Source organism: Breoghania sp. JC706, assembly GCF_037026715.1.
In the GTDB taxonomy this organism is placed as follows: Bacteria; Pseudomonadota; Alphaproteobacteria; order Rhizobiales; family Stappiaceae; genus Breoghania.
In genome coordinates this window covers 324300-344032 of the sequence record NZ_JBANCG010000004.1, presented here as the reverse complement: position 1 = coordinate 344032, position 19733 = coordinate 324300, and the positions used below count along the sequence as shown (strand labels likewise).

Genomic DNA, 19733 nt, shown 5'->3' with positions numbered 1-19733 from the left:
GGGCTTGATCATGTCGGGCGAACTCACTGGACCATGCCTCCCACCCGCAGGCGCCGTTCGACATGGCGCAGGATCTGGCTCGCGGCCGTCGTCAGCACCAGATAGATCAGCGCGACGGCCAGATAGACTTCCAGCGAGCGGTAGGAGATGGAGATGATCTTCTGCCCCTCGTGCATCAGGTCGGAGATGGTGAGAAGCGAGACCAGGGCCGAATTCTTGATCAGGGCGATGAATTCGTTGCCGAGCGGCGGCACCATGCGCAGCACCGCCTGCGGCAGGATGATGATGCGCATCGCCTGGCCGTAGGACATGCCCATGGAACGCGCGGCTTCCATCTGTCCGTTGTCGATCGACTGGATCGCGCCGCGCACGATTTCGGAGACGTAGGAACCGGAGTAGAGGCCGAGGCCGATCATTCCGCAGGTGAAGGCCGGCAGCATGATGTCGAATTGCGGCAGGCCGAAAAACAGCAGGAAGAGCTGGACCAGAAGAGGGGTCCCGCGGAAGAAGAGAACGTAGGTGGATGCAACCGTATAGATGATCCGTTTTTTCGGATCGAGCCGCGCGATACCGACGAGAAGGCCGACGCAGCAGCTCAGTGCCAGAGCCGCGACCGTCACTTCGACGGTCACCAGGGCGCCGTGCATCAGGCCGCCCATCCCCTGCCACACAGGCGAAAAATCGAGATCCATAGGGTGCTCCCTGAAGAGGCCGGCTTTCGGGGCGTCTCCGCCTTGGGGTTCGAAAGCCGGCCGGGTCAGTTGGTGTTTGCGGGGGACGTCGCCTTACTTGACGTCGCCGAACCACTTCTTGACGAGTGCGTCGTAGGTGCCGTCGGCCTTGATCGCCTCAAGCGCCTTGTTCAGATCGGCGGTCAGCTCAGGCAGATCCTTGCGCACGGCCATGCCGTATTCCTCGGTCGTGACCTGCTGCGGCAGGACCTTCACGTCCGCGTTCTTCTTGGCGTAGTTGATGGCGGCGGGCTTGCCGGTGACCGCCGCGTCGACGCGGCCGATCTTGAGGAGGTTGAACATCTCGTCGTTCTTCTCCACCTCGACGAGCTTCGCCTCGGGGTAGTGCTCGCTCAGGTAGGCGACGGACTTGGTGCCGACCTGGACGGAGACCTTCTTGCCGGCGAGATCCTTCGGCCCCTCGATGGAGGTGTCGTCCTTCTTGGTCAGCACGACCAGGCCGCCGGGATAGTAGGTGTTGGTAAAGTCCACGACCTTGCGGCGCGCGTCGGTGATGTAGATCGCGGAGACCGCCATGTCGTAGCGCTTGGCGATGAGACCCGGGATCAGTCCCTTGAAGTCGATCTGCGTCCACTTGACGGTGTCGCCCATCTTCTTGGCGAGCGCTTCCACCAGCTCCACGTCGAAGCCGGTCATCTTGCCGTCCTGCTGGAATTCGAAGGGCATGAACGTGGCATCGGTGGCGACGTTGATCGTGCGGCCTTCCGCGTGGGCGGGGCCGAGACCGGCTCCGACACCGGCCCCGGCGAGGGAGGCCGCGAAGGCGAGGCCGCGGGCGATTTTCTTCAGGTTCGTCACTGTCCGTTTCCTTTTCTGGTGTACCCGCTCGTTTCGAGCAGTTTGGTGATGTTCTCCGCGCTCGCGACGGTCGCCGCGATGTATTCCTCCCGACGGTCGCCGACGCGGATGATCGGCACCATCAGACTGAGACTGCATTCCAGGTGGCCCGGCGCGGAGAAGATCGGCGCGCTCACGCCCCAGACGCCGAAATCGACCTCGCTCTCGCTCTCCGCGTAGCCGCGCTCGCGGATCGCGGCGAGTTCCTCCGCCAGACGCGTGTCGTCGGCCCGTCCCGGTCCCGCCTTCAGCACCGCAGCGCGCTGGCCCGGCGCCATGAACGCCAGAAGCGACTTCGCCGACGCGCCGGCCCTGAGGGGCTGGGCGCTGCCCTTGACGAAGGAACAGCGCAGCGACATCGGGCTTTCGATCATCTCCACGCAGCACACGTCGCCCGCGACGGCGCGCATCAGCCCGACGCTTTCGCGGGTGGCGTCCGCCAGAACCCGCATTTCCGGTTCGGCCAGGGCCGCAAGGAAGCGGCCGCCGTCGAAGCCCTGACCGACGCGCCAGCAGCCGATGCCCGGCGCGTAGCCCGCGTCGCGGCCCAGATCCACGACGAGATCGTATTTCTTCAAGACGGCGATGTGCCGGTAGGCGGTCGACAGCGGGACGCCGAGCGCGGTCGCGATCTCGGCCGCGCTCATTGGCCCGTCCGCCGCCGTGATCTCGAAGAGTGCGTCGAGGATGCGCTCCGCTGCCGACATGTCTTGAATTCCCATTTTTTGAGAATTAATGTCTCTAAATTTGATAATTGCTCATTTTCTGGCCGACGTCAACTTGTGGGCAGGTGCGGCCGGCGCCGAACCGTTCCGCGATCTCGGAACCTCTTGCGGACGCAGCGGCAGGTTGAAGGCGCAAAGGCAGTGGGTGTTCCGGCGTGCGGCAGGCCCACGCCGAGCGGGGGCGGCAGCACACGCGGGGAGCGGCACGGAAAGGCGGCTGCGCCTTCGCAACTCGTGTGGAGGCGGAAGGGCGCTGCGCGCCTACGCCGCGTCTGCGGCATCGGGAAAGGGGCTGATCGAATCGGCAGTATGATATATTTGAGAAAAAATCATACTCGCCTTTCCCTCCCCAAGTGCCTGCGGAGACGATCATGCGCCTGTTTTCTACGCTTGCCCTGGCGGCGGGCATTCTTGCCGGGGCGCTGTCCCTTGCGAGCGCGCAGGAGCGGCTGAATTTCTCCTGGCCCGTCAATGTCGGACCGCTCAATCCGCACCTGTACACGCCGAACCAGATGTTCGCCCAAGGCATGGTCTACGAGCCGCTGGTCCGCTATCGCGAGGACGGCACGCTGGCGCCCTGGCTGGCGACCTCCTGGGAGGTTTCCGACGGCGGGCGGGTCTACACGTTCCATCTTCGCCGTGGCGTGACCTTCTCCAACGGCGAGCCTTTCGATGCGGGCGCGGTCGTCGCCAACATCGAGGCGGTTCTCGCCAACCGCTCCCGCCACGCCTGGCTGGAACTCGCCAACCAGATCCAGCGGGCCGAGGCGATCGACGGCCACACGGTGCGCCTCACCCTGAAGGATCCCTACTATCCGGTCCTGGAGGAGCTGGCGCTGCCCCGGCCCTTCCGCTTCATCGCCCCTTCGCAGTTCGTGAAAGGCGGCACGGTGGACGGCATCAAGGCGCCGATCGGCACGGGGCCGTGGACGCTGGTGGAGACACGTTTCGGCGAGCGCGATCTTTTCGAGCGCAACGAGCGCTACTGGGGAGAGAAACCGGCGTTAAAGCAGATCGAGGTCAAGGTCATCCTCGATCCCAACACGCGCGCGGTGGCGATGGAGACGGGCGAGATCGACCTGATCTACGGCACGGACGGACCGATCTCGCCGGACACGTTCGAGCGCTTCAAGCGCATGGGCGCATTCTCCACCGGGCTGTCCCGGCCGGTCGAGACGCGTGTCTTCGCCCTCAACACCAACCGCGGCGCGACGCGCGACCTCGCCGTGCGCAGGGCGATCAATCACGCGGTCGACAAGGACACGATGATCGCGACGGTGCTCTACGGCACACAGCGACGGGCCGACACCCTGTTCGCGCCGAGCGTTCCCTATGCCGATATCGCTCTGAAGCCCTATGCCTACGACCCCGCACTCGCCGCCCGGCTGCTTGATGAGGCGGGATGGATCGCGGGCCCAGACGGAAAGCGCGCGCGCGACGGCGAGCAACTGACGGTCGAGTTGTGCTTCGTAGGCAACGACGCCGTCATGAAGTCCATGGCGGAGATCGTGCAGGGCGACCTGGCGCGGGTCGGCATCGACGTCTCGCTCGTGGGCGAGGAGGAGAGCAGCATGCTGGCCCGCCAGCGAGACGGCCGCTTCGGGATGATCTTCAACCGGACATGGGGTGCGCCCTACGATCCGCACGCCTTCCTGTCCTCGATGCGCGTTCCCTCGCATGCGGACTATCAGGCCCAGCTCGGCCTCCCCGACAAGGCGGAGATCGACGCCCTGATCTCGGAGGTTCTCGTGACCACCGACGTCGGGGCGCGCAAGGAGATCTACCGGGATATCCTCACCCGCCTGCACGAGGAGGCGGTCTATCTGCCGCTGACATTCACCAGCACCATGCGCGTGTCGCGTCCGGAACTGGGCCCCGTTCCGTTCGGCGCTCTGGCGAGCGAAATCCCCTTCGAGAACATCCATCCCGAGGCGCGCTGATCCATGGCCGGTTTCATTGTGAGGCGCGTGCTGCTTCTCGTGCCGATGCTGCTTGTCGCCTCCCTGATCATCTTTCTTCTTCTGCGGCTCGGGCCGAGCGATCCGGCGATGGACTACCTGCGCCTGTCGAAACTGCCGCCGACGCCCGAGGCGCTGGAGGAGGCGCGGCTCTTCCTCGGCCTGGACCGTCCGATCGCGGTTCAGTACCTCGACTGGCTGTGGCGGGCCCTTCATCTCGATTTCGGCGTTTCCTACGCGACCCGGCGCCCCGTGCTGCCGGACCTCCTGCTCTTCCTGCCGGCAACGCTTCAGCTCGCCGGCCTCGCCCTCATGCTGACGCTCGGCATCTCCGTGCCGCTCGGCATGTGGGCCGCGCGCCATCGCGACCGGCTGCCGGACCAGATCGTGCGCCTCGTCGCCTTCATCGGCGTCTCGATGCCGAACTTCTGGCTCGGTTTCCTGATGGTCCTGCTGTTTTCGATCGAACTCGGATGGCTGCCGGCGATGGGGCGGGGCAGCTGGATGCACATGATCATGCCCGCCTCGGCCATCGCGTTCATGTCGCTGGCCATCAATGCCCGGCTGTTGCGCGCCTCGATGCTCGAGGTCGCCGGCCAGCGCCATGTGGTCTACGCGCGGCTTCGCGGCGTCCCGGAAAAGACGGTCGAGCGTTCGCACGTGCTGCGCAATGCGCTCCTGCCGATCATCACGGCGACGGGCATGCATGTCGGCGAGCTCATCGGCGGCACGCTCATCATCGAGAGCATTTTCGGCTGGCCCGGCGTCGGGCGCTACGCGGTCTCGGCGATCTTCAACCGGGACTATCCGGTGATCCAGTGCTTCACGCTGCTGATGGTCGGCATCTTCGTGCTGTGCAACCTTCTCGTCGACATCGCCTACGCCTATGCCGACCCCCGGATCCGGCTTTCCGCGGAGGGCGTGGAATGAGCGACCTCGCACTGCCGGAAAAGCCGGCTGCCGCAAGTGGCCGCCGCCCGTGGCTGAGCCTGACCGGGCGCTTCGCGCTCGCGCTGGCCGCCACGATCATCGCCGTTGCCGTTTTCGGGCCGTGGCTGACGCCTCACGATCCGAACGCGATGGATCTGACCGCGCGCCTCGACGGCCCGAGCGCCGCGCACTGGCTGGGCACCGATCATCTCGGGCGCGACATCCTCTCGCGGCTTTTCGTCGGTGCCCGCGTGTCCCTCGGCTCGGTCGCCGTCACCCTGTCGCTGATCCTTGCGCTCGGCATCGGGATTGGCGGGGCGGCCGGCTTCCTCGGCGGCCGGACGGATCAGGTCATCATGCGCTGCGCGGATGTGTTCCTGACCTTTCCCACGCTCGTGCTCGCGCTGTTCATGGTGGGAATGCTGGGAACGGGGCTGGTCAATGTCGTGATCGCCATCGCCCTGTCGCACTGGGCCTGGTATGCGCGGATCGTGCGCGGCATCGTCCTGTCGCTCAAGCATCGCGACTTCATTCTCGCCTCCCGGCTCGCCGGGACGGGGCGCCTGCGCATCTTCTGGACCCACCTCCTTCCCGCGACGATGTCCCAACTCGTCGTTCTCGCCACGCTCGATATCGGCCACATCATGCTGCACGTCTCCGGCCTTTCGTTCCTGGGGCTGGGCATCGCCGCGCCGACGGCCGAATGGGGCGTGATGCTCAACGATGCACGCCAGTTCGTCTGGACCGAGCCGCACCTGATGATCTGGCCGGGACTGGCCCTCTTCATCTCCGTCATGGCCTTCAACCTGCTCGGCGACGCGATCCGCGACAGGCTCGATCCACACCTTCGCATGGAGCATGCGCATTGACCTCGCGCTGCCTGGAGATATCGGGACTGACGGTCCGCACGATGTGCGACGGCAGGGAACGCGAGCTGGTGAGCGGGGTCGATCTGGCGCTCGAAGGCGGCGAGGTTCTGGCGCTGGTCGGGGCCAGCGGCTCGGGCAAGTCGATGACGTGCGCCGCTGCGCTCGATGTACTGCCGCCGGGAACATGGCGGGCGGGGGGAACCGTCGAACTGGACGGGCAGGTCCGCACGGCAAGGGAAGTGCGGGGGGCGTATGTCGCGACCATTCTCCAGAACCCGCGAAGCGCCTTCAACCCGGTGCGCACGATGCGCAGTCACGCGCACGAGACGCTTCGCGCGTTGGGAATGGGCCGATCGGGCCGGAATGCCCGCGTCGAGGCGGCGATGATCGATGCGGGGCTGGAGGATGTACCGCGCATCCTGGCGCTTCATCCCTTCGAGATGAGCGGCGGGATGCTGCAGCGGATGATGGTGGCGCTCGCCCTGATGAGCGAGGCACCGTTCCTGTTCGCCGACGAACCGACCACGGATCTCGACCTCATCGTCCAGCGCGAGATTCTCGATCTTCTCGAACGGCTGAAGAAAACCCGGGGGCTCGGCATTCTGCTCGTCACCCACGACATGGGCGTCGTCGCGCGGCTGGCCGACCGGGTCGCCGTCATGGATGCCGGGCGCATTGTCGAGACGGGGCCGGTCATGGACGTCTTCCACCGCCCGGCCCACCCGACGACGCGGCGGCTGGTCGATGCGCATCTTTCTCTCTATCCGACCCTCTCTCCGGCGGAGCCTGCCACATGACGCTTCTGTCCGCGCGCGGCGTCTCGCGCATCTACAGAACCTTCTCTTTGGTCGGGGCATCCCGGGCAAAGCGCGTTCTTGAGGACGTCTCGCTCGATATCCACGCCGGAGAGACGGTCGCACTGCTGGGGCGCAGCGGCTGCGGCAAGAGCACGCTGGCGCGTCTTCTGACGGGGCTGGAACGGCCCGACGCGGGCGAGATCCTGTTCGGGCGGCGTTCCCTTGCAAGCCTTGGGAAGGAGGAAATGCGGTCGTTCCGGCAAGCCGTGCAGATGGTCTTCCAGGACTCGATCGGTGCGGTCGACCCCCGCTCCACCGTCGCCGCGATCGTGTCTGAACCGCTGCGCCGCCTTGTCGGCATCGACGGCGAGGATTGCCGGCGGGCCGTTGCCGGGCTTCTCCGGCGCGTCGGGCTCGATCCCGCGGAAGCCGACAAGTTGCCCGCGCAGATGAGCGGCGGCCAGTTGCAGCGCGTGTGCATCGCGCGGGCACTGGCACCCCGGCCGAAGCTGATCATCCTCGACGAGGCGGTTTCCAACCTCGACCTCAATCTCCAGATCCAGATGCTTGACCTCTTTCAGACGTTGCGGCGCGAGACCGGGGTTGCCTATCTGTTCGTCACCCACGACCTGCGCCTGGTGGAGCGTTTCTGCTCCCGCGTCATCGTCATGGACGACGGCCGGGTCCGCGAAGAGGCGGAGATTTCCCGACCGTTGGAGCTGTCGTCTCCCGCCGGACGGGCCCTGCGCGCGGCTGTTTTGCCCGCGATGCCCATGCGGGTCTGATCCGGCGTGGTTCTCCCTGAAGCGTGGTGCCTGTCTCCTGACCGGTTCCCGCTCCCTCATGCAGCCTGAAATGGGATCGGTGGCGTCTGGAACGCGCGGATAGTCGCCGGCGAATTTGCGGCCCGCTATCCAGATCCTGCCCGAAACGCGCGAACGCCGTGCCGCATGCCTCGAAATTCCCCCGACCATTGACAGTTTTTCGGGCGTTTGCCGAAATATTTTGCAACGCAATAATTAATTGCAGACTGCAATTGACAAGCTAGTAATATGCTAATTACGCTGCGTCTTGCAGGGTCGAATTGATGACCCGCCCCCTTCGGCCGACCCCATCGGCTGAAATCGGCAACATGCCCGTGCGCATACGCGATCGACGTCCGGACGTGGTCGATGTCCATGCGCGCGCAACGTCCAAGGACGCCTCTCGCTGCAAGCCGGCGAAGGCCGCGACACGCGTGCCGCCCTGGCGAGGACGATTGCGACTGCCCTCCGCTCCCAGGAGCGGGCGGCCAACAATGAACGGAGGAAACCCCGCAGCACCGTACTTTCGAGCGGTCACCACCCTGCTACGACCAGAAGGACCATCGTGATGTATGCCGATGCGAAAATTGACACGAAATCATTGGAATTCATGGGCAAGCGGTCTTCCGACTATCGCAACGCGCTGTCGGACTATGCGGATGCCTGGCGCCCCGACATTGCCTGCATGAAGCGATTTCTGAACCCGGTTGCCGGCGAACGCATTCTGGAGGTCGGCGCGGGCAACGGTTATTTCTCCAAGGCGATCGCCGAATTCGTCGGCCCGAACGGGCTTCTGGTCGCCAGCGACCCCTCCACCGACCAGCTTCGCGAACTGGAGGAGATGAGCCGGTACGGCAACATCCGCGTCGTTCCGGCCTCCGCGGACACGCTCGACATCAATTTCGACGGCTTCGACGCGGTCTGGAGCCGCGGCGCGATCCATCACGTCACCGACAAGACCGCCGCCTTCACGCGTTTCGCGCAAGTTGCGCGTCCCGGCGCCCGCCTCGTCATCGCCGACATCTTCGCCGGCACGCCGCTGGCGCGCTACTTCGACGCCTTCATCGCGCGCAGTTGCAGCACCGGCCACGAGGTGGCCTTCCTCTCGCACGATTTCGCAGAGAGCCTGTGCATGCTCACCGGCTGGGGCCAGCCCGTCTTCCATGAGGTGATCACCCCCTGGGAGTTCGCGCGGCGCGAGGATATCGGCCGCTTTCTGCAGCTGCTGTTCTCCGCCAAGCCCGATTACACCGCCGAGGACTGTTTCGAGGCAGCCGACCGGTATCTCTGCGTGAGCGAGACCACCTCCGGCTGGGCCCTCATGTGGCCCATGACGGTCATGTCCGCTGTTCTTCCGACCCATGGCTGAGAGATAACGGCGAGGATCCTCACCATGCGCCCAAGTCGCAGCACTCCAAGTCGTCACATGCTGGGCCGCGATCCCGGCGGACATCTTCGCGAAAGGCTCGTTTGCGGGGATGCCGGCGCGCGCCGGCGTTCGCGGCCCGACCTGCCGGGCGCGATCTCCCGGCGGGGGAGCAAGGTCCCGATCCGCAACGTCGCCCGCAACCCGGCGCTGAAATCCCTCGGCGCCGGTCATGGACGGGTGAGCGGGCCCGGAGGCGCAAGGGGACAGGGCGCGCAGGGGAGGGACATGCGAAGCCCGTTCGCTCCCGCCGTCGTGACCTATCACGGCAGCGCCGGCGCCTTCGCCCAGATCGCCTGCCGCACGGCCTTTCCGCGGGCCCGCGCCATCGCCTGCGGCAGTCTTCTCCAGGTCATCGAGGCGGTGCGCGCGGGCAGGGCGGAGGCCGCGGTGCTGCCATGCGAGAACCTTCTCGCCGGACGTGTGCCCGACATCCACCTGCTCCTGCCCGAGATCGGCCTGGCGCCGGAGGCCGGGCTGAGGATCGTCGGCGAGATCTTCCTGCCCATCGAGCTGCATCTGGTGGCGCCGGCGGGTCGCTCGCTGGATCAGATCCGGCGGGTGCATTCGCATCCCGTCGCGCTCAATCAGGTCCGCCGGTTCCTCGCCGCGCATGGGCTCGCGGCGGTGGAGCAGAGCAACACCGCCACCGCCGCCGCCCTTGTCAGACGGTCGGGGGAGGGGGCGGACGCGGCCGTGGCCTCCGAACTGGCCGCCCGCACCTACGGCCTGACGATCCTCAAGCGCAATATCGAGGACAACCCCGTCAACATGACCCGCTTCTACGTGCTGGCGCGCGACCCGGTCGTTCCGGCACCGCACGAACCGGACATCCTGACCTCGCTGCTCTTCGAGCTGGACAACGCCCCGGGGGCTCTCTTCCGTGCCCTGAGCGGGTTCGCCGACGCCGGCATCAACATGACCAAGCTGGAAAGCTATCTGGTTGACGGCCAGTTCGTCGCCACCCGTTTCCTGTGCGAGTTCGAGGGTCATCCCGAACGCGACGACGTCCGTCAGGCGATCGATACTCTCGTCCGGCACTCGACCCGCCACGCCATTCTGGGCGTGTTTCCGATGCACGCGACCGGCACGCGGACCCGCGCAAACGTGAACCGGGGGGGCTTGCAATGACGAGCCCCGCTCCCCTGCAACAACAATCTGCACGGTCGCCTTTGGCGGACGCACTGGAAACCGTTCTCGCCGCCCTCGCGGCGCGGCTCGGCGAGCGCCTGTCCACCGCCCGCCCCGTGCGCGAACAACATGGCCAGGATGCGAGCTACCTGCCGCCCCATCCGCCCGACGCCGTCGCCTTTCCCGAAACCGCGGACGAGGTCGTCTTCATCCTGGCCACCTGTCATGCCCATCGTGTCCCCGTCATCCCGTTTGGCACCGGCTCGTCCTGCGAGGGGCACGTGGCGGCGCTCAAGGGCGGTATCTGCCTCGACACCTCGCGCATGAACGCCATCGGCCCGGTGAGCCCGGCCGACATGACCTGCGTGGTCGAGCCGGGCGTGACGCGCAAGACGCTGAACGCGCATCTGCGCGACACCGGCCTGTTCTTTCCCGTGGATCCAGGGGCGGACGCCTCCATCGGCGGCATGATCTCGACGCGGGCCTCGGGCACGAACGCGGTGCGCTACGGCACGATGAAGGACCACGTCGTGTCGCTCGACGTGGTGCTGGCCGACGGCACCCGGCTTCGCACCGCGAGCGCCGCGCGCAAGTCCTCGGCCGGCTACAACCTGACCCAGATGTTCGTCGGCGCGGAGGGCACGCTGGGCGTCATCGTGTCGGCCACGATCCGCCTGCACCCGATCCCGGAGGCGACGGAAACGGCGCTGATCGCCTTTCCCTCCTCATCCGCCGCGATCGATTGCGCGATCGCCATCATGGGTTCCGGCCTGCCGATCGCGCGGATCGAATATCTCGACGACGTGCAGATCGCGGCGGTGGAGGCCTATTCGAAACTCGGCCTGACGATCGGCGACACGCTCATTCTTGAATGTGCCGGCGACCCGCAGACCGTCGCCCGGCAGATGACCTGGATCACCGAGATCGCCGGGGATTTCGAACCGCTCGACGTGAAGACGGCGCAGAGCCCGGAAGACCGCAACCGGATCTGGCAGGCCCGCCACGACGCATGGTGGGCGGCCATCGCGCTGCGCCCCGGCGCCAAGGGCATTCCCACCGACAGTTGCGTTCCCGTCTCGCGGATGGCGGAGGCGATCGCGCTCGCCCGCAGCGATTGCGCCGAACTCGATGTCACCGCGCCGATCTGCGGCCATGTCGGCGACGGCAATTTCCACCTCTGCGTCGTCTTCGATCCCGACAACGCGCGGGAGAAGGCCAATGTCGACGAGCTTCTGTCGCGCCTGTCGCGCCGCGCCATCGCGCTTGGCGGCACGATCACCGGCGAGCACGGCATCGGCTACGGCAAGCGCGGCTACCTCGTCGAGGAACACGGCAGCGCCGGTATCCGCGCGATGGCGGCGATCAAGCGGGCGCTCGATCCGCGCGACATTCTCAACCCGGGAAAGATCATCGAGGCCAGCGACGCGCTGCCCTTCACCTGAGCGGGAGGAACGACGAAAAACGATGAAACATCAGCCCCAATCGATCGCCGATTTCCGCGAGCAGGCCAAGCGCCGGCTGCCGCGTTTCGTCTTCGATTTCATCGACGGCGGCAGCGGCAGCGAGAACACTCTGGCGGAGAACCGGTCCGCGCTCGACCGTCACCGTCTCGTCGGCCGCGCGCCGGTGGACGTGCAGGCCTGCTCACAGTCCGTCAGCCTTTTTGGCCGTGACTATTCAATGCCGGTGATTATCGGACCCACCGGGCTGGCCGGAGCCGCCTGGCCGCGCGGCGATGTCGATCTGGCGCGCGCCGCCTCCAAGGGCGGCATCCCCTTCGTCATGAGCACGGCGGCGACCGCCACCATGGAGGAGGTCGCCGCCGCAGAAGCAGGCGCAAAATGGTTCCAGCTCTACATCTTCAAGGACCGTGCGGTCAGCGCCCGGCTGATCGCCAAGGCCAAGGCCCTCGGCTTCAAGGCGCTGGAGGTGACGGTCGACAACGCCATTCCCGGCCGTCGCCTGCGCGACGCGCGAAACGGCTTCACCCTGCCGTTCCGCTGGACGCCCGCCAAGCTCGCGAGCCTCGCCGCCCATCCCGCCTGGAGCCTGCGCATGGCCCGCGCCGGCGCGCCCCGGCTGGAGGTCATGGCCGCCGAACTCGGCCTGGACGAGGCCGACACGATCGCCGAGCTGATGCAGGCGCAGCTCGATCCCTCCGTCGGCTGGGAGGACATCAAGTGGGTGCGCGACGCCTGGGACGGACCGCTGCTCGTCAAGGGCATGCTCGATCCGGGGCAGGTGGCGAAGGCGGTGGAGACCGGCGTCGACGGGCTGGTCATTTCAAACCATGGCGGACGGCAGCTCGACGGGGCCGTCGCCACGATCGACATTCTGGCGGAGTTCCGGGCCCAGGCCGGCGCGCGCCTGACGCTTCTCGTCGACAGCGGTTTCCGCACCGGGTCCGACATCGCGCGCGCGCTCGCGCTGGGGGCCGACGCCGTGCAGGTCGGGCGGGCGACGCTGTTCGCGCTGGCCGGCGGCGGCGAAGCCGGCGTGCGCCGGGCGCTCGACATCCTGAAAAGCGAGCTGGAAATCGCGCAGATGCTGATGGGCGCGCGCGCCATCAAGGATTTCGGCCCGGCGATGTTGCGCAGTCCGCGCCCGATGGAGGCGCCCGGAATGGCGCCGGAGGCCGCAGCGAGCATCCCCCAGGCACCGGCGGCCGGTCCGCTTTCCCTCGTCGCGGAAAAGCGGCAGGGCGCCCTGCCTTGATCCCGGCACCGCAGCGGGCAGGACACGAACGACAAAGACAAATCTTCCAGCAAAAGAACGCCACAGAGGAACAGACACGATGTTTCGGCAAAAACTGGCCGCATGCGCCGCAGCCGCGCTCCTGACCATGACCGGCCTGCCCGGCCTTGATGGGCCAAATGATCTCAACGCCCGGGCCGGCGAGATGACGAACGTCGCCATCACCTACATCGTCGATCACCCCGCCATCGACGCCGCCCGCAAGGGCGTGGTCGATGAACTGGCGGAGGCGGGCTACAAGGAGGGCGAGACGCTGACCCTGCACGTTCAGAGCGCGCAAGGGTCCATGCCCACCCAGCTCCAGATCGCGAAGAAGTTCGCCGGCATGCGGCCCGACCTGCTGGTCGCCATCTCCACTCCTTCCGCCCAGGCGCTGCAAAGCGCGGCCGACGGCAAGATCCCCATCGTCTTTTCCGCCGTGACCGACCCGGTGGGGAGCAAGCTCGTCAAAAGCATGGAGGCGCCCGGCGGCAACATAACCGGCACGAGCGACCGGCAGCCCTTCGGCCCGACCCTGAAGCTGATCAAGCAGCTTGTGCCGAAGGCCAAGAAACTCGGCGTCATCTACAATGCGGGCGAAGCCAATTCCGTCGCCCAGGTCGAGGCCCTGAAGGCGGCTCTGGCCGATTACGGTCTGGAACTTGAGGAGAGCACGGCCTCCCAGACCGCGATGGTCGGTGACGCCGCCCTCAGCCTCGCCGGGCGCGCGGACGTCATCCTGATCCCCACCGACAGCACCGTGGTGGCGGCGATCGAGAGCGTGGTGAATGTCGGGCGGAAAGCCAAGGTGCCGGTCTTTGCCAGTGACACGGATTCCGTGAAACGCGGGGCGCTCGCCGCCCTCGGCTTCGACTACTACAAGCTCGGCCGGCTGACGGGCAAGATGGCGGTGCGCATCCTCAAGGGCGAGAGCCCGGCGGAGATCCCCGTGGGCGTTCTCGACACCCAGGATCTCTACCTGAACAAGACCTCGGCGGCCGCCATGGGCGTTGAGGTTCCGGGTGATCTGCTGGAAACCGCCACGAAAGTGATCGAATAAGATGAGTGCGCTCGCCATTTCCGGAGCCCTGGAAGCCGGGCTCCTCTTCTCGCTGGTCGCGCTGGGGGTCTATCTCTCCTTCCGCGTCCTCAACTTTCCCGACCTGACGGTCGACGGCAGCTTTCCCCTCGGTGCCGCCGCCACCGCCGTCGCCATCGTCAACGGCATGAACCCCTTCCTGGCCACGGTCGTGGGAATGTTCGCCGGGGGCGCGGCCGGTCTCGTCTCCGGCATCCTCAATGTCCGCTTCCGCATCCTCAACCTGCTGGCCGGCATCCTGACCATGGTCGCCCTCTACTCGATCAACCTGCGGGTGATGGGGCGCCCGAACATCTCGCTCTATGGCGAGACGACCATCTTCACGCCCTTCGAGACGCTGCTCGATTTCGGCATCTGGACCAATTGCGTGGTGCTTCTGGTCATCGCGTTGGCGATGAAATTCCTCGTCGACTGGTTCCTCTCCACCCAGATCGGGCTGGCGCTCCGTGCCAGCGGCGAGAACCCGGTCATGGCGCGCGCCCAGTCCGTCGGCAATGCCCGCATGACGATGATCGGCATAACGCTCAGCAATGCGCTCGTCGGCCTGGCCGGCTCCCTGTTTGCCCAGAGCCAGGGCGTGGCCGACGTCTCCATGGGCATCGGCACGATCGTGACCGGCCTCGCCGCCCTGATCATCGGCGAGACCCTGCTCGGCTCGATCAAGGTGGCATGGGCGACGCTCGGCTGTCTGATCGGCGCGGTTCTCTATCGCTTCTTCATCGCGGCAGCGCTGAACGCGGGCTTCCTCGGTATTGAGGCGCAGGACCTGAACCTCGTCACCGCCGTCGTCGTCGCCGTCGCGGTCGTGCTGTCCCAGGCCCGGCGCAACAGCCGGTTCAGGCTGTGGCCGGCGCTGCGCCGCGCCTTCGCCGCCCCGCAACCGCAGAAAGGATAGACCCATGCTGAGCGTCTGCGACGCCTACGTCACCTTCAATCCCGGCACTCCGCTGGCGGTGCCGGCCCTGCGCGGCGTCGATCTCGACATCGAGGCGGGGGAATTCGTGACGGTGATCGGCACCAACGGGGCCGGCAAGTCGACGCTGCTGTCGGCGGTCGCCGGCGATGTCCGCCTCGACCGCGGCGGCATCTATATCGATGGCCACGACGTGACCGCCTGGCCGACGGAACAGCGCGCCGCGATGATTGGCCGGGTGTTCCAGGAGCCCCGGGCGGGGACCTGTTCTTCCCTGACGGTGGAGGAAAACCTGGCGCTGGCGGCGAGCCGGGGCGGGCGCCGGGGCCTTCGCACCGCGCTCGGCCGCGGCAGTCAGCGCCGGCGGCTGGCCGATCAGGTCGCCCGGCTCGGAATGGGGCTGGAGGATCGGCTGGGCGCCTTGGCCGGCACCCTTTCCGGCGGCCAGCGGCAGGCGCTCAGCCTGCTCATGGCGACCCTTCTGCCGATGAAGATCCTGATCCTGGACGAGCACACCGCGGCGCTCGATCCCGGCGCGGCGGCCACCGTTCTGGACCTTTCGGCGGAGATCACCGGCGAGCAGCGGCTGACGACGCTGATGGTGACCCACAGCATGCGCAACTCGCTCGATTTCGGCACCCGCACCATCATGATGAACGCGGGCCGCATCCTCCTCGACATCCACGGCGACAAGCGCAAGGACTATGACGTTCCCGACCTGCTCGACCTGTTCAAGAAGACCACGGGCAGCGCGGTGGAGGACGATCAGCTCGTGCTGGCCTGATCGCCTTGGGGCCCGGCGGGCAGGACTGTTTCGGAGCGGCCTGTTTAGGACCGCGACTAGGAAGCGTATCCGCTTTAGCCGGAGCGATGCGTGACGCGCACGTTGCAAGGAGCGCGCGGGGGCGAACTCTTGCTGGGATGTAGAAACCGAAAAGCCTCCCACCCCTCTCCCGGTGGGAGAAGGGGGAAGAGAGAGGGCGGCGTGTGCCTTCAAACAGAAGGTCCGCCCTTGATCTTCCGGCCCTGCTCAGGCCAGCGCCGCCTGCTCGCGTTCCAACTCCCGCAGCAGCAGGCCCGGCGGGTTTTCCGGCACCATCTGGCGCAGGCGACTGACGCTGAGGTCCGCGAACAGGCCGGCGCGCGCGTAGGGCTCGGCCGCGAGGAAGGCGTCCACCTCCGCCCGTGTGTCGAAGGACAACACCATGAGGCTTCCGATCACCTTCGTTCCGTCATCATCCTGCAGCGGTCCGCCGAACGCGACACGGTCGCCGTGGGCGATCATGTATTCCAGATGCTCCGCCCGCGTGCGCTGGCGCAAATCGCCCGCATCGGGCCGGTCGATACAATGAACAACGTATGGCATGGTCTGCTCCCCTGTTTTGCGTGTCATAGCCGTTTGCGATGCGCGCCTCCTCCGCGTGCCACCCAAGACCCGCAACAGGGCCCCTGTTGCGGGTCTTGGGTGGCACAGGCTGTTGCCATACGTGATTAAAGAGGATATAGTTGCAATATGCAATTATATAGCAATAAAAACCAGAGCCTGGATGGAAACGACCTGTCCGAAGGCGCCCCCGCACCGGATGAGTCCTCCGCCTCGCAGCAGGCCGCGGCGTTGCAGCTCGAATCCTGGCTGCCCTATCGTCTGTTCCGTGTCTCCGTTCGCGTCGCCGACGTCCTCAATGCCTTCTACGGACCCAAATTCGGGTTTTCGCGCTCCGCCTGGCGCACCATGGCGATCGTCGCCAATCGTCCCGGCGTCAGCGTCAAGGAGATCTGCCAGGCCGGCGGGCTCGACCAGTTCGCGATCTCGCGCGCGATCCGGCAGCTGGTGGAACTCGGCTACGCCCGCCGCCAGACTGGCCGCACCGACAAGCGCTACGCCGCGATCGAGCTGACGCAAAGCGGCTGGGAGGCCTTCACCGAGATTTCCGATCTGGCGCAGCGGCTCGAACGGGAACTGACCGACGCGGTCTCCAAGGATGAACTCGCGATGCTCGACGGCATTCTCACCAAGCTCGACAACGCCAGCGCCGGCATCATGGCACGCGGCTGGAGGGGCGTGCGGGAGAGCACGGAAACGAACGAAGAGGCATCCGGCTCATAAAAAAGGCGGGCGATAACGGGCTGACCGGAGCAGGTATCGATCGGGCTTGATGATCGGAATGTGCTCAAGATATTGAGTTCAATTGGTTTCTTTTTGTTCAGGCGCCTTTTCCCGAAGGGCCTGGCGCCCCGGAGCCTGCGATCCGGCCCGCGATCACGAAAGGCAGACCCAACACATGCGCGCGCTTCTTTTTGTAGCCACCGCCGTCCTGTGGGGCAGCAGCGCCATCGTCACTGGCCAGCAGGCGATCTCGGGCGCGCCGGAGGTCTCGGTCGGATATCGGATGGCACTCGTGAGCCTGGCCATGTTCGGCTGGAGCCTGGCGCGCGGTCAGAGCCTCGGCATACGCCCGATCGACCGCCCCTGGGTGGCGCTGCAGGGCGTTTTGTTCTTCGGCCTGGCCTTCATCACCTTCTATCACGCCACGGCGCTGATCCCGTCTGGCATCGCGGCGCTGATCCTGTCGACGTCCTCGCTCTTTGCCGCGCTGATTGGCTGGCTATTCCTGTCAGCCCCCATCACCTTGCGGATGCTGGCCGGCATCGTCGTCGGCATCATCGGGCTCGCCGTGATCGCGGCGCCGCAATTCATCGCGCTGTCCTCGGGGGCGGGAACCGTTACCGGGGCCGCGCTGGCGCTGGCGGCGGCGGCGTGCACCGGCTGCGGCACGGTGGTGGCGATGCGCAACCAGCGCGCCGGCATTCCCATCTCCGTGCTGATGAGCTGGGCGGCTCTGTGCGGGGCGCTGTTCTCCTTCGGCCTCGCCCTGATCGGCGATGCGAGTTTCCAGGTCGACGTTTCTCTCGCCTATCTAGCCGGGCTCGCCTATCTGGCGATCATCGCCTCCTGCGTCACGTTCTTCATGTATTTCAGCCTCGTGCAAAGGATCGGCGCGGCCAGCGCCTCCTACACGCTGGCGCTGGTGCCGGTGGTGGCGCTGCTGCTTTCCGCGCTCTTCGAAGGCCTGCGGATCGACGCGAGCGTGGTGAGCGGCGGCTGCGCGGTGCTTGTCGGCAACATTCTCGTGCTCAGCTCCCAGGCCGGCCGGCCCGCCCGCGCAAAACAGGCTTCGTGATCGGGCAGGCCCCGTAATCCGGCAGGCCCCGTGATCCGGCAGACTTTGCGAAAGGATACTCCATGCAGAAGCAGACCTTCGGCGTTCACCCCGTGGTTCCGCTTTCCGCCGCGGTCAGGGCCGGCGATCACATCCACCTTTCCGGTCAGGTGCCCTTCGCCGCCGACGGCACGCTGGTCGGCGGCGACATCGAGGTCCAGACCCGGCAGGTCCTCGACAACATCGCGGCCGTTCTGAAACAGGCCGGCGCCACGCTTGACGACGTGGTCAAGACGACGATCTGGTTGAGCGATCCGGCCGACTTCCAGCGCTTCAACGCGGTCTACGGCGAGTATTTCCCGAAAAATCCGCCCGCCCGCTCCTGCGTGGCCGGGCGTCTTATGGTCGATGCGAAAGTGGAGGTCGAGGCTCTCGCCTACAAGCCATCGGCATGAGGCGTTCGCATCCCGTTGCCCGATAACCGTGCCGGTGCCGAGAGATCCCGTGCCCGGCCCAACGGCACAAAGCTGTTGTCTGTCGTGCGGATACGGCAGAAAAATGGGCGCCACCTGAGACAAAACTGGGGCTATTGCGGTTATGGTGTGAATCCGAAGGATGAGGGGCTACCTCCGGTGGCACGCGAAAAGGTTATGGGGCCAATGGTTGTCGGCGGATCGGAAAGCGGGAACGTCGATGCGGCTTGTGAAGGCGGCGATCCTGCGCCGGAGGCCAATCGGCTGCGCGTCGACAACTATGACGCGGTGGCCCGGCGGATAACCCCCGCCGACCGGCCCTTGCTGCACGAGCTCACCGTCAGCGTGTTCTGGCCGCACCGCACCCGCGATCTGGACGAATTTCTGGCGCTTGGCGAGGGATATCTGGCGACGGACGAGATCGGCCGTGCGATGGGCTCGGCCATGCACTATTTCGCCGGCGACGATTTCGCCATGCTTGGCATGATGGTCACCGCGCCGCGGTTGCAGACGCTTGGAACCGGCCGCTGGCTGCTCGGCCATATCATGGCGGACGCCGCCGGCAGGGACATGCGCCTGAGCGCGACGCGATCCGGCTACTGGCTCTACGAGACCGAAGGCTTCGTTCCGCTGGTGACCATATGGCAGCACCAGGGTATCGCGCGCCCGTTCCGCCTTCCCTCTCCGGTTCCGGGCCTCACGGTGCGAACGCTGCAGCCGGACGACTGGCCCGCCCTGCGCGTGCTCGACAAGATCGCCTTTGGCGCGGAGCGGACGAAAACGCTGGACCTGCTGGCCAAGGTCGCCAGCGGCGTGGTGGTGGAGCGCGACGGCGGGATCTGCGGATACGCCCTGATCCGTTCGTTCGGTCGCGGCAAGGTCATCGGTCCGGTGATCGCCGAAGACGATGCCACCGCCATGATGCTCGTCGCCCCGCTCATCAAGGCGCACGAGGGCGAATTCGTGCGTCTCGACACGCCGGTGGAGAGCAAGACGTTCGAAGCCTTCCTGTCCGCCGGCGGGCTCGGCGTGTACGACACCGTGACCGAAATGTACTACGGAAGACAGCGCCGCCCGCTTGAGGGCCTCCAGATCTACGGCCTTGCGGCTCATTCGCTGGGGTGAC

At 66.4% G+C, this 19733-nt stretch carries 20 protein-coding genes; 16 read left to right on the top strand and 4 right to left on the bottom strand.

Annotated features, from left to right (window positions below; genetic code table 11):
* Window positions 1-23: 23 nt before the first annotated feature.
* From V2L18_RS10065 to V2L18_RS10055, 3 genes are all read right to left on the bottom strand, one after another.
* Window positions 24-692, bottom strand: coding sequence for an amino acid ABC transporter permease (locus V2L18_RS10065; RefSeq protein ID WP_336178100.1), 669 nt, complete (start codon window positions 690-692; stop codon window positions 24-26).
* A 93-nt stretch (window positions 693-785) separates the two neighbouring features.
* Complete coding sequence (locus V2L18_RS10060; RefSeq protein WP_336178099.1) at window positions 786-1550, bottom strand: transporter substrate-binding domain-containing protein; 765 nt, start codon at window positions 1548-1550, stop codon at window positions 786-788.
* Window positions 1547-2296, bottom strand: coding sequence for an IclR family transcriptional regulator (locus tag V2L18_RS10055; RefSeq protein ID WP_336178098.1), 750 nt, complete (start codon window positions 2294-2296; stop codon window positions 1547-1549). Before V2L18_RS10055 ends, V2L18_RS10060 begins: the two co-directional genes overlap by 4 nt.
* Window positions 2297-2685: 389 nt before the next feature.
* Here V2L18_RS10055 and nikA point away from each other — a divergent pair, with 389 nt between their 5' ends.
* From nikA to V2L18_RS09995, 12 genes are all read left to right on the top strand, one after another.
* Window positions 2686-4254, top strand: a complete 1569-nt coding sequence (gene nikA, locus V2L18_RS10050; RefSeq protein WP_336178097.1) for a nickel ABC transporter substrate-binding protein — start codon at window positions 2686-2688, stop codon at window positions 4252-4254.
* A 3-nt stretch (window positions 4255-4257) separates the two neighbouring features.
* Window positions 4258-5202: a nickel ABC transporter permease subunit NikB gene (gene nikB, locus V2L18_RS10045; protein WP_336178096.1), complete on the top strand. Its 945-nt coding sequence runs from the start codon at window positions 4258-4260 to the stop codon at window positions 5200-5202.
* Window positions 5199-6071 carry a nickel ABC transporter permease subunit NikC gene (gene nikC, locus V2L18_RS10040; RefSeq protein WP_336178095.1) on the top strand — a complete coding sequence of 291 codons (873 nt, stop codon included), beginning with the start codon at window positions 5199-5201 and terminating at the stop codon, window positions 6069-6071. Before nikB ends, nikC begins: the two co-directional genes overlap by 4 nt.
* The gene (locus V2L18_RS10035; protein WP_336178094.1) at window positions 6068-6868 is read left to right on the top strand and encodes an ATP-binding cassette domain-containing protein; all 801 of its coding nucleotides are present in this window, start codon (window positions 6068-6070) and stop codon (window positions 6866-6868) included. Before nikC ends, V2L18_RS10035 begins: the two co-directional genes overlap by 4 nt.
* Complete coding sequence (gene nikE, locus V2L18_RS10030) at window positions 6865-7653, top strand: nickel import ATP-binding protein NikE (protein WP_336178093.1); 789 nt, start codon at window positions 6865-6867, stop codon at window positions 7651-7653. Before V2L18_RS10035 ends, nikE begins: the two co-directional genes overlap by 4 nt.
* A gap of 628 nt (window positions 7654-8281) precedes the next feature.
* Window positions 8282-9040, top strand: coding sequence for a methyltransferase domain-containing protein (locus V2L18_RS10025; RefSeq protein WP_336178092.1), 759 nt, complete (start codon window positions 8282-8284; stop codon window positions 9038-9040).
* Window positions 9041-9325: 285 nt separating this feature from the next.
* Entirely contained in the window at window positions 9326-10228 is a 903-nt protein-coding gene (locus V2L18_RS10020) for a prephenate dehydratase domain-containing protein (RefSeq protein ID WP_336178091.1), read from the top strand.
* 41 nt (window positions 10229-10269) lie between these two features.
* Entirely contained in the window at window positions 10270-11670 is a 1401-nt protein-coding gene (locus V2L18_RS10015) for an FAD-linked oxidase C-terminal domain-containing protein (RefSeq protein WP_336178090.1), read from the top strand.
* A gap of 22 nt (window positions 11671-11692) precedes the next feature.
* A complete protein-coding gene (locus V2L18_RS10010) occupies window positions 11693-12943 on the top strand; it encodes an alpha-hydroxy acid oxidase (RefSeq protein WP_336178089.1) in 1251 nt (416 codons plus the stop codon).
* Between the two features lie 127 nt (window positions 12944-13070).
* The gene (locus V2L18_RS10005) at window positions 13071-14021 is read left to right on the top strand and encodes an ABC transporter substrate-binding protein (RefSeq protein ID WP_336178283.1); all 951 of its coding nucleotides are present in this window, start codon (window positions 13071-13073) and stop codon (window positions 14019-14021) included.
* A gap of 1 nt (window position 14022) precedes the next feature.
* On the top strand, window positions 14023-14955 hold the full coding sequence (locus V2L18_RS10000; protein ID WP_336178088.1) for an ABC transporter permease: 933 nt from the start codon (window positions 14023-14025) through the stop codon (window positions 14953-14955).
* 4 nt (window positions 14956-14959) lie between these two features.
* Window positions 14960-15757 carry an ATP-binding cassette domain-containing protein gene (locus V2L18_RS09995; RefSeq protein ID WP_336178087.1) on the top strand — a complete coding sequence of 266 codons (798 nt, stop codon included), beginning with the start codon at window positions 14960-14962 and terminating at the stop codon, window positions 15755-15757.
* A gap of 246 nt (window positions 15758-16003) precedes the next feature.
* Here V2L18_RS09995 and V2L18_RS09990 read toward each other — a convergent pair whose 3' ends face one another.
* Window positions 16004-16339, bottom strand: coding sequence for a YciI family protein (locus V2L18_RS09990; protein WP_336178086.1), 336 nt, complete (start codon window positions 16337-16339; stop codon window positions 16004-16006).
* A gap of 147 nt (window positions 16340-16486) precedes the next feature.
* Here V2L18_RS09990 and V2L18_RS09985 point away from each other — a divergent pair, with 147 nt between their 5' ends.
* The 4 genes from V2L18_RS09985 to V2L18_RS09970 all read left to right on the top strand — a co-directional run bounded on the left by V2L18_RS09985 (window position 16487) and on the right by V2L18_RS09970 (window position 19732).
* Entirely contained in the window at window positions 16487-17080 is a 594-nt protein-coding gene (locus tag V2L18_RS09985) for a MarR family transcriptional regulator (protein WP_336178085.1), read from the top strand.
* A gap of 175 nt (window positions 17081-17255) precedes the next feature.
* A complete protein-coding gene (locus tag V2L18_RS09980; RefSeq protein ID WP_336178084.1) occupies window positions 17256-18155 on the top strand; it encodes an EamA family transporter in 900 nt (299 codons plus the stop codon).
* A gap of 62 nt (window positions 18156-18217) precedes the next feature.
* Window positions 18218-18589, top strand: coding sequence for a RidA family protein (locus tag V2L18_RS09975; RefSeq protein ID WP_336178083.1), 372 nt, complete (start codon window positions 18218-18220; stop codon window positions 18587-18589).
* A gap of 195 nt (window positions 18590-18784) precedes the next feature.
* A complete protein-coding gene (locus V2L18_RS09970) occupies window positions 18785-19732 on the top strand; it encodes a GNAT family N-acetyltransferase (RefSeq protein ID WP_336178082.1) in 948 nt (315 codons plus the stop codon).
* Window position 19733: the final 1 nt, after the last annotated feature.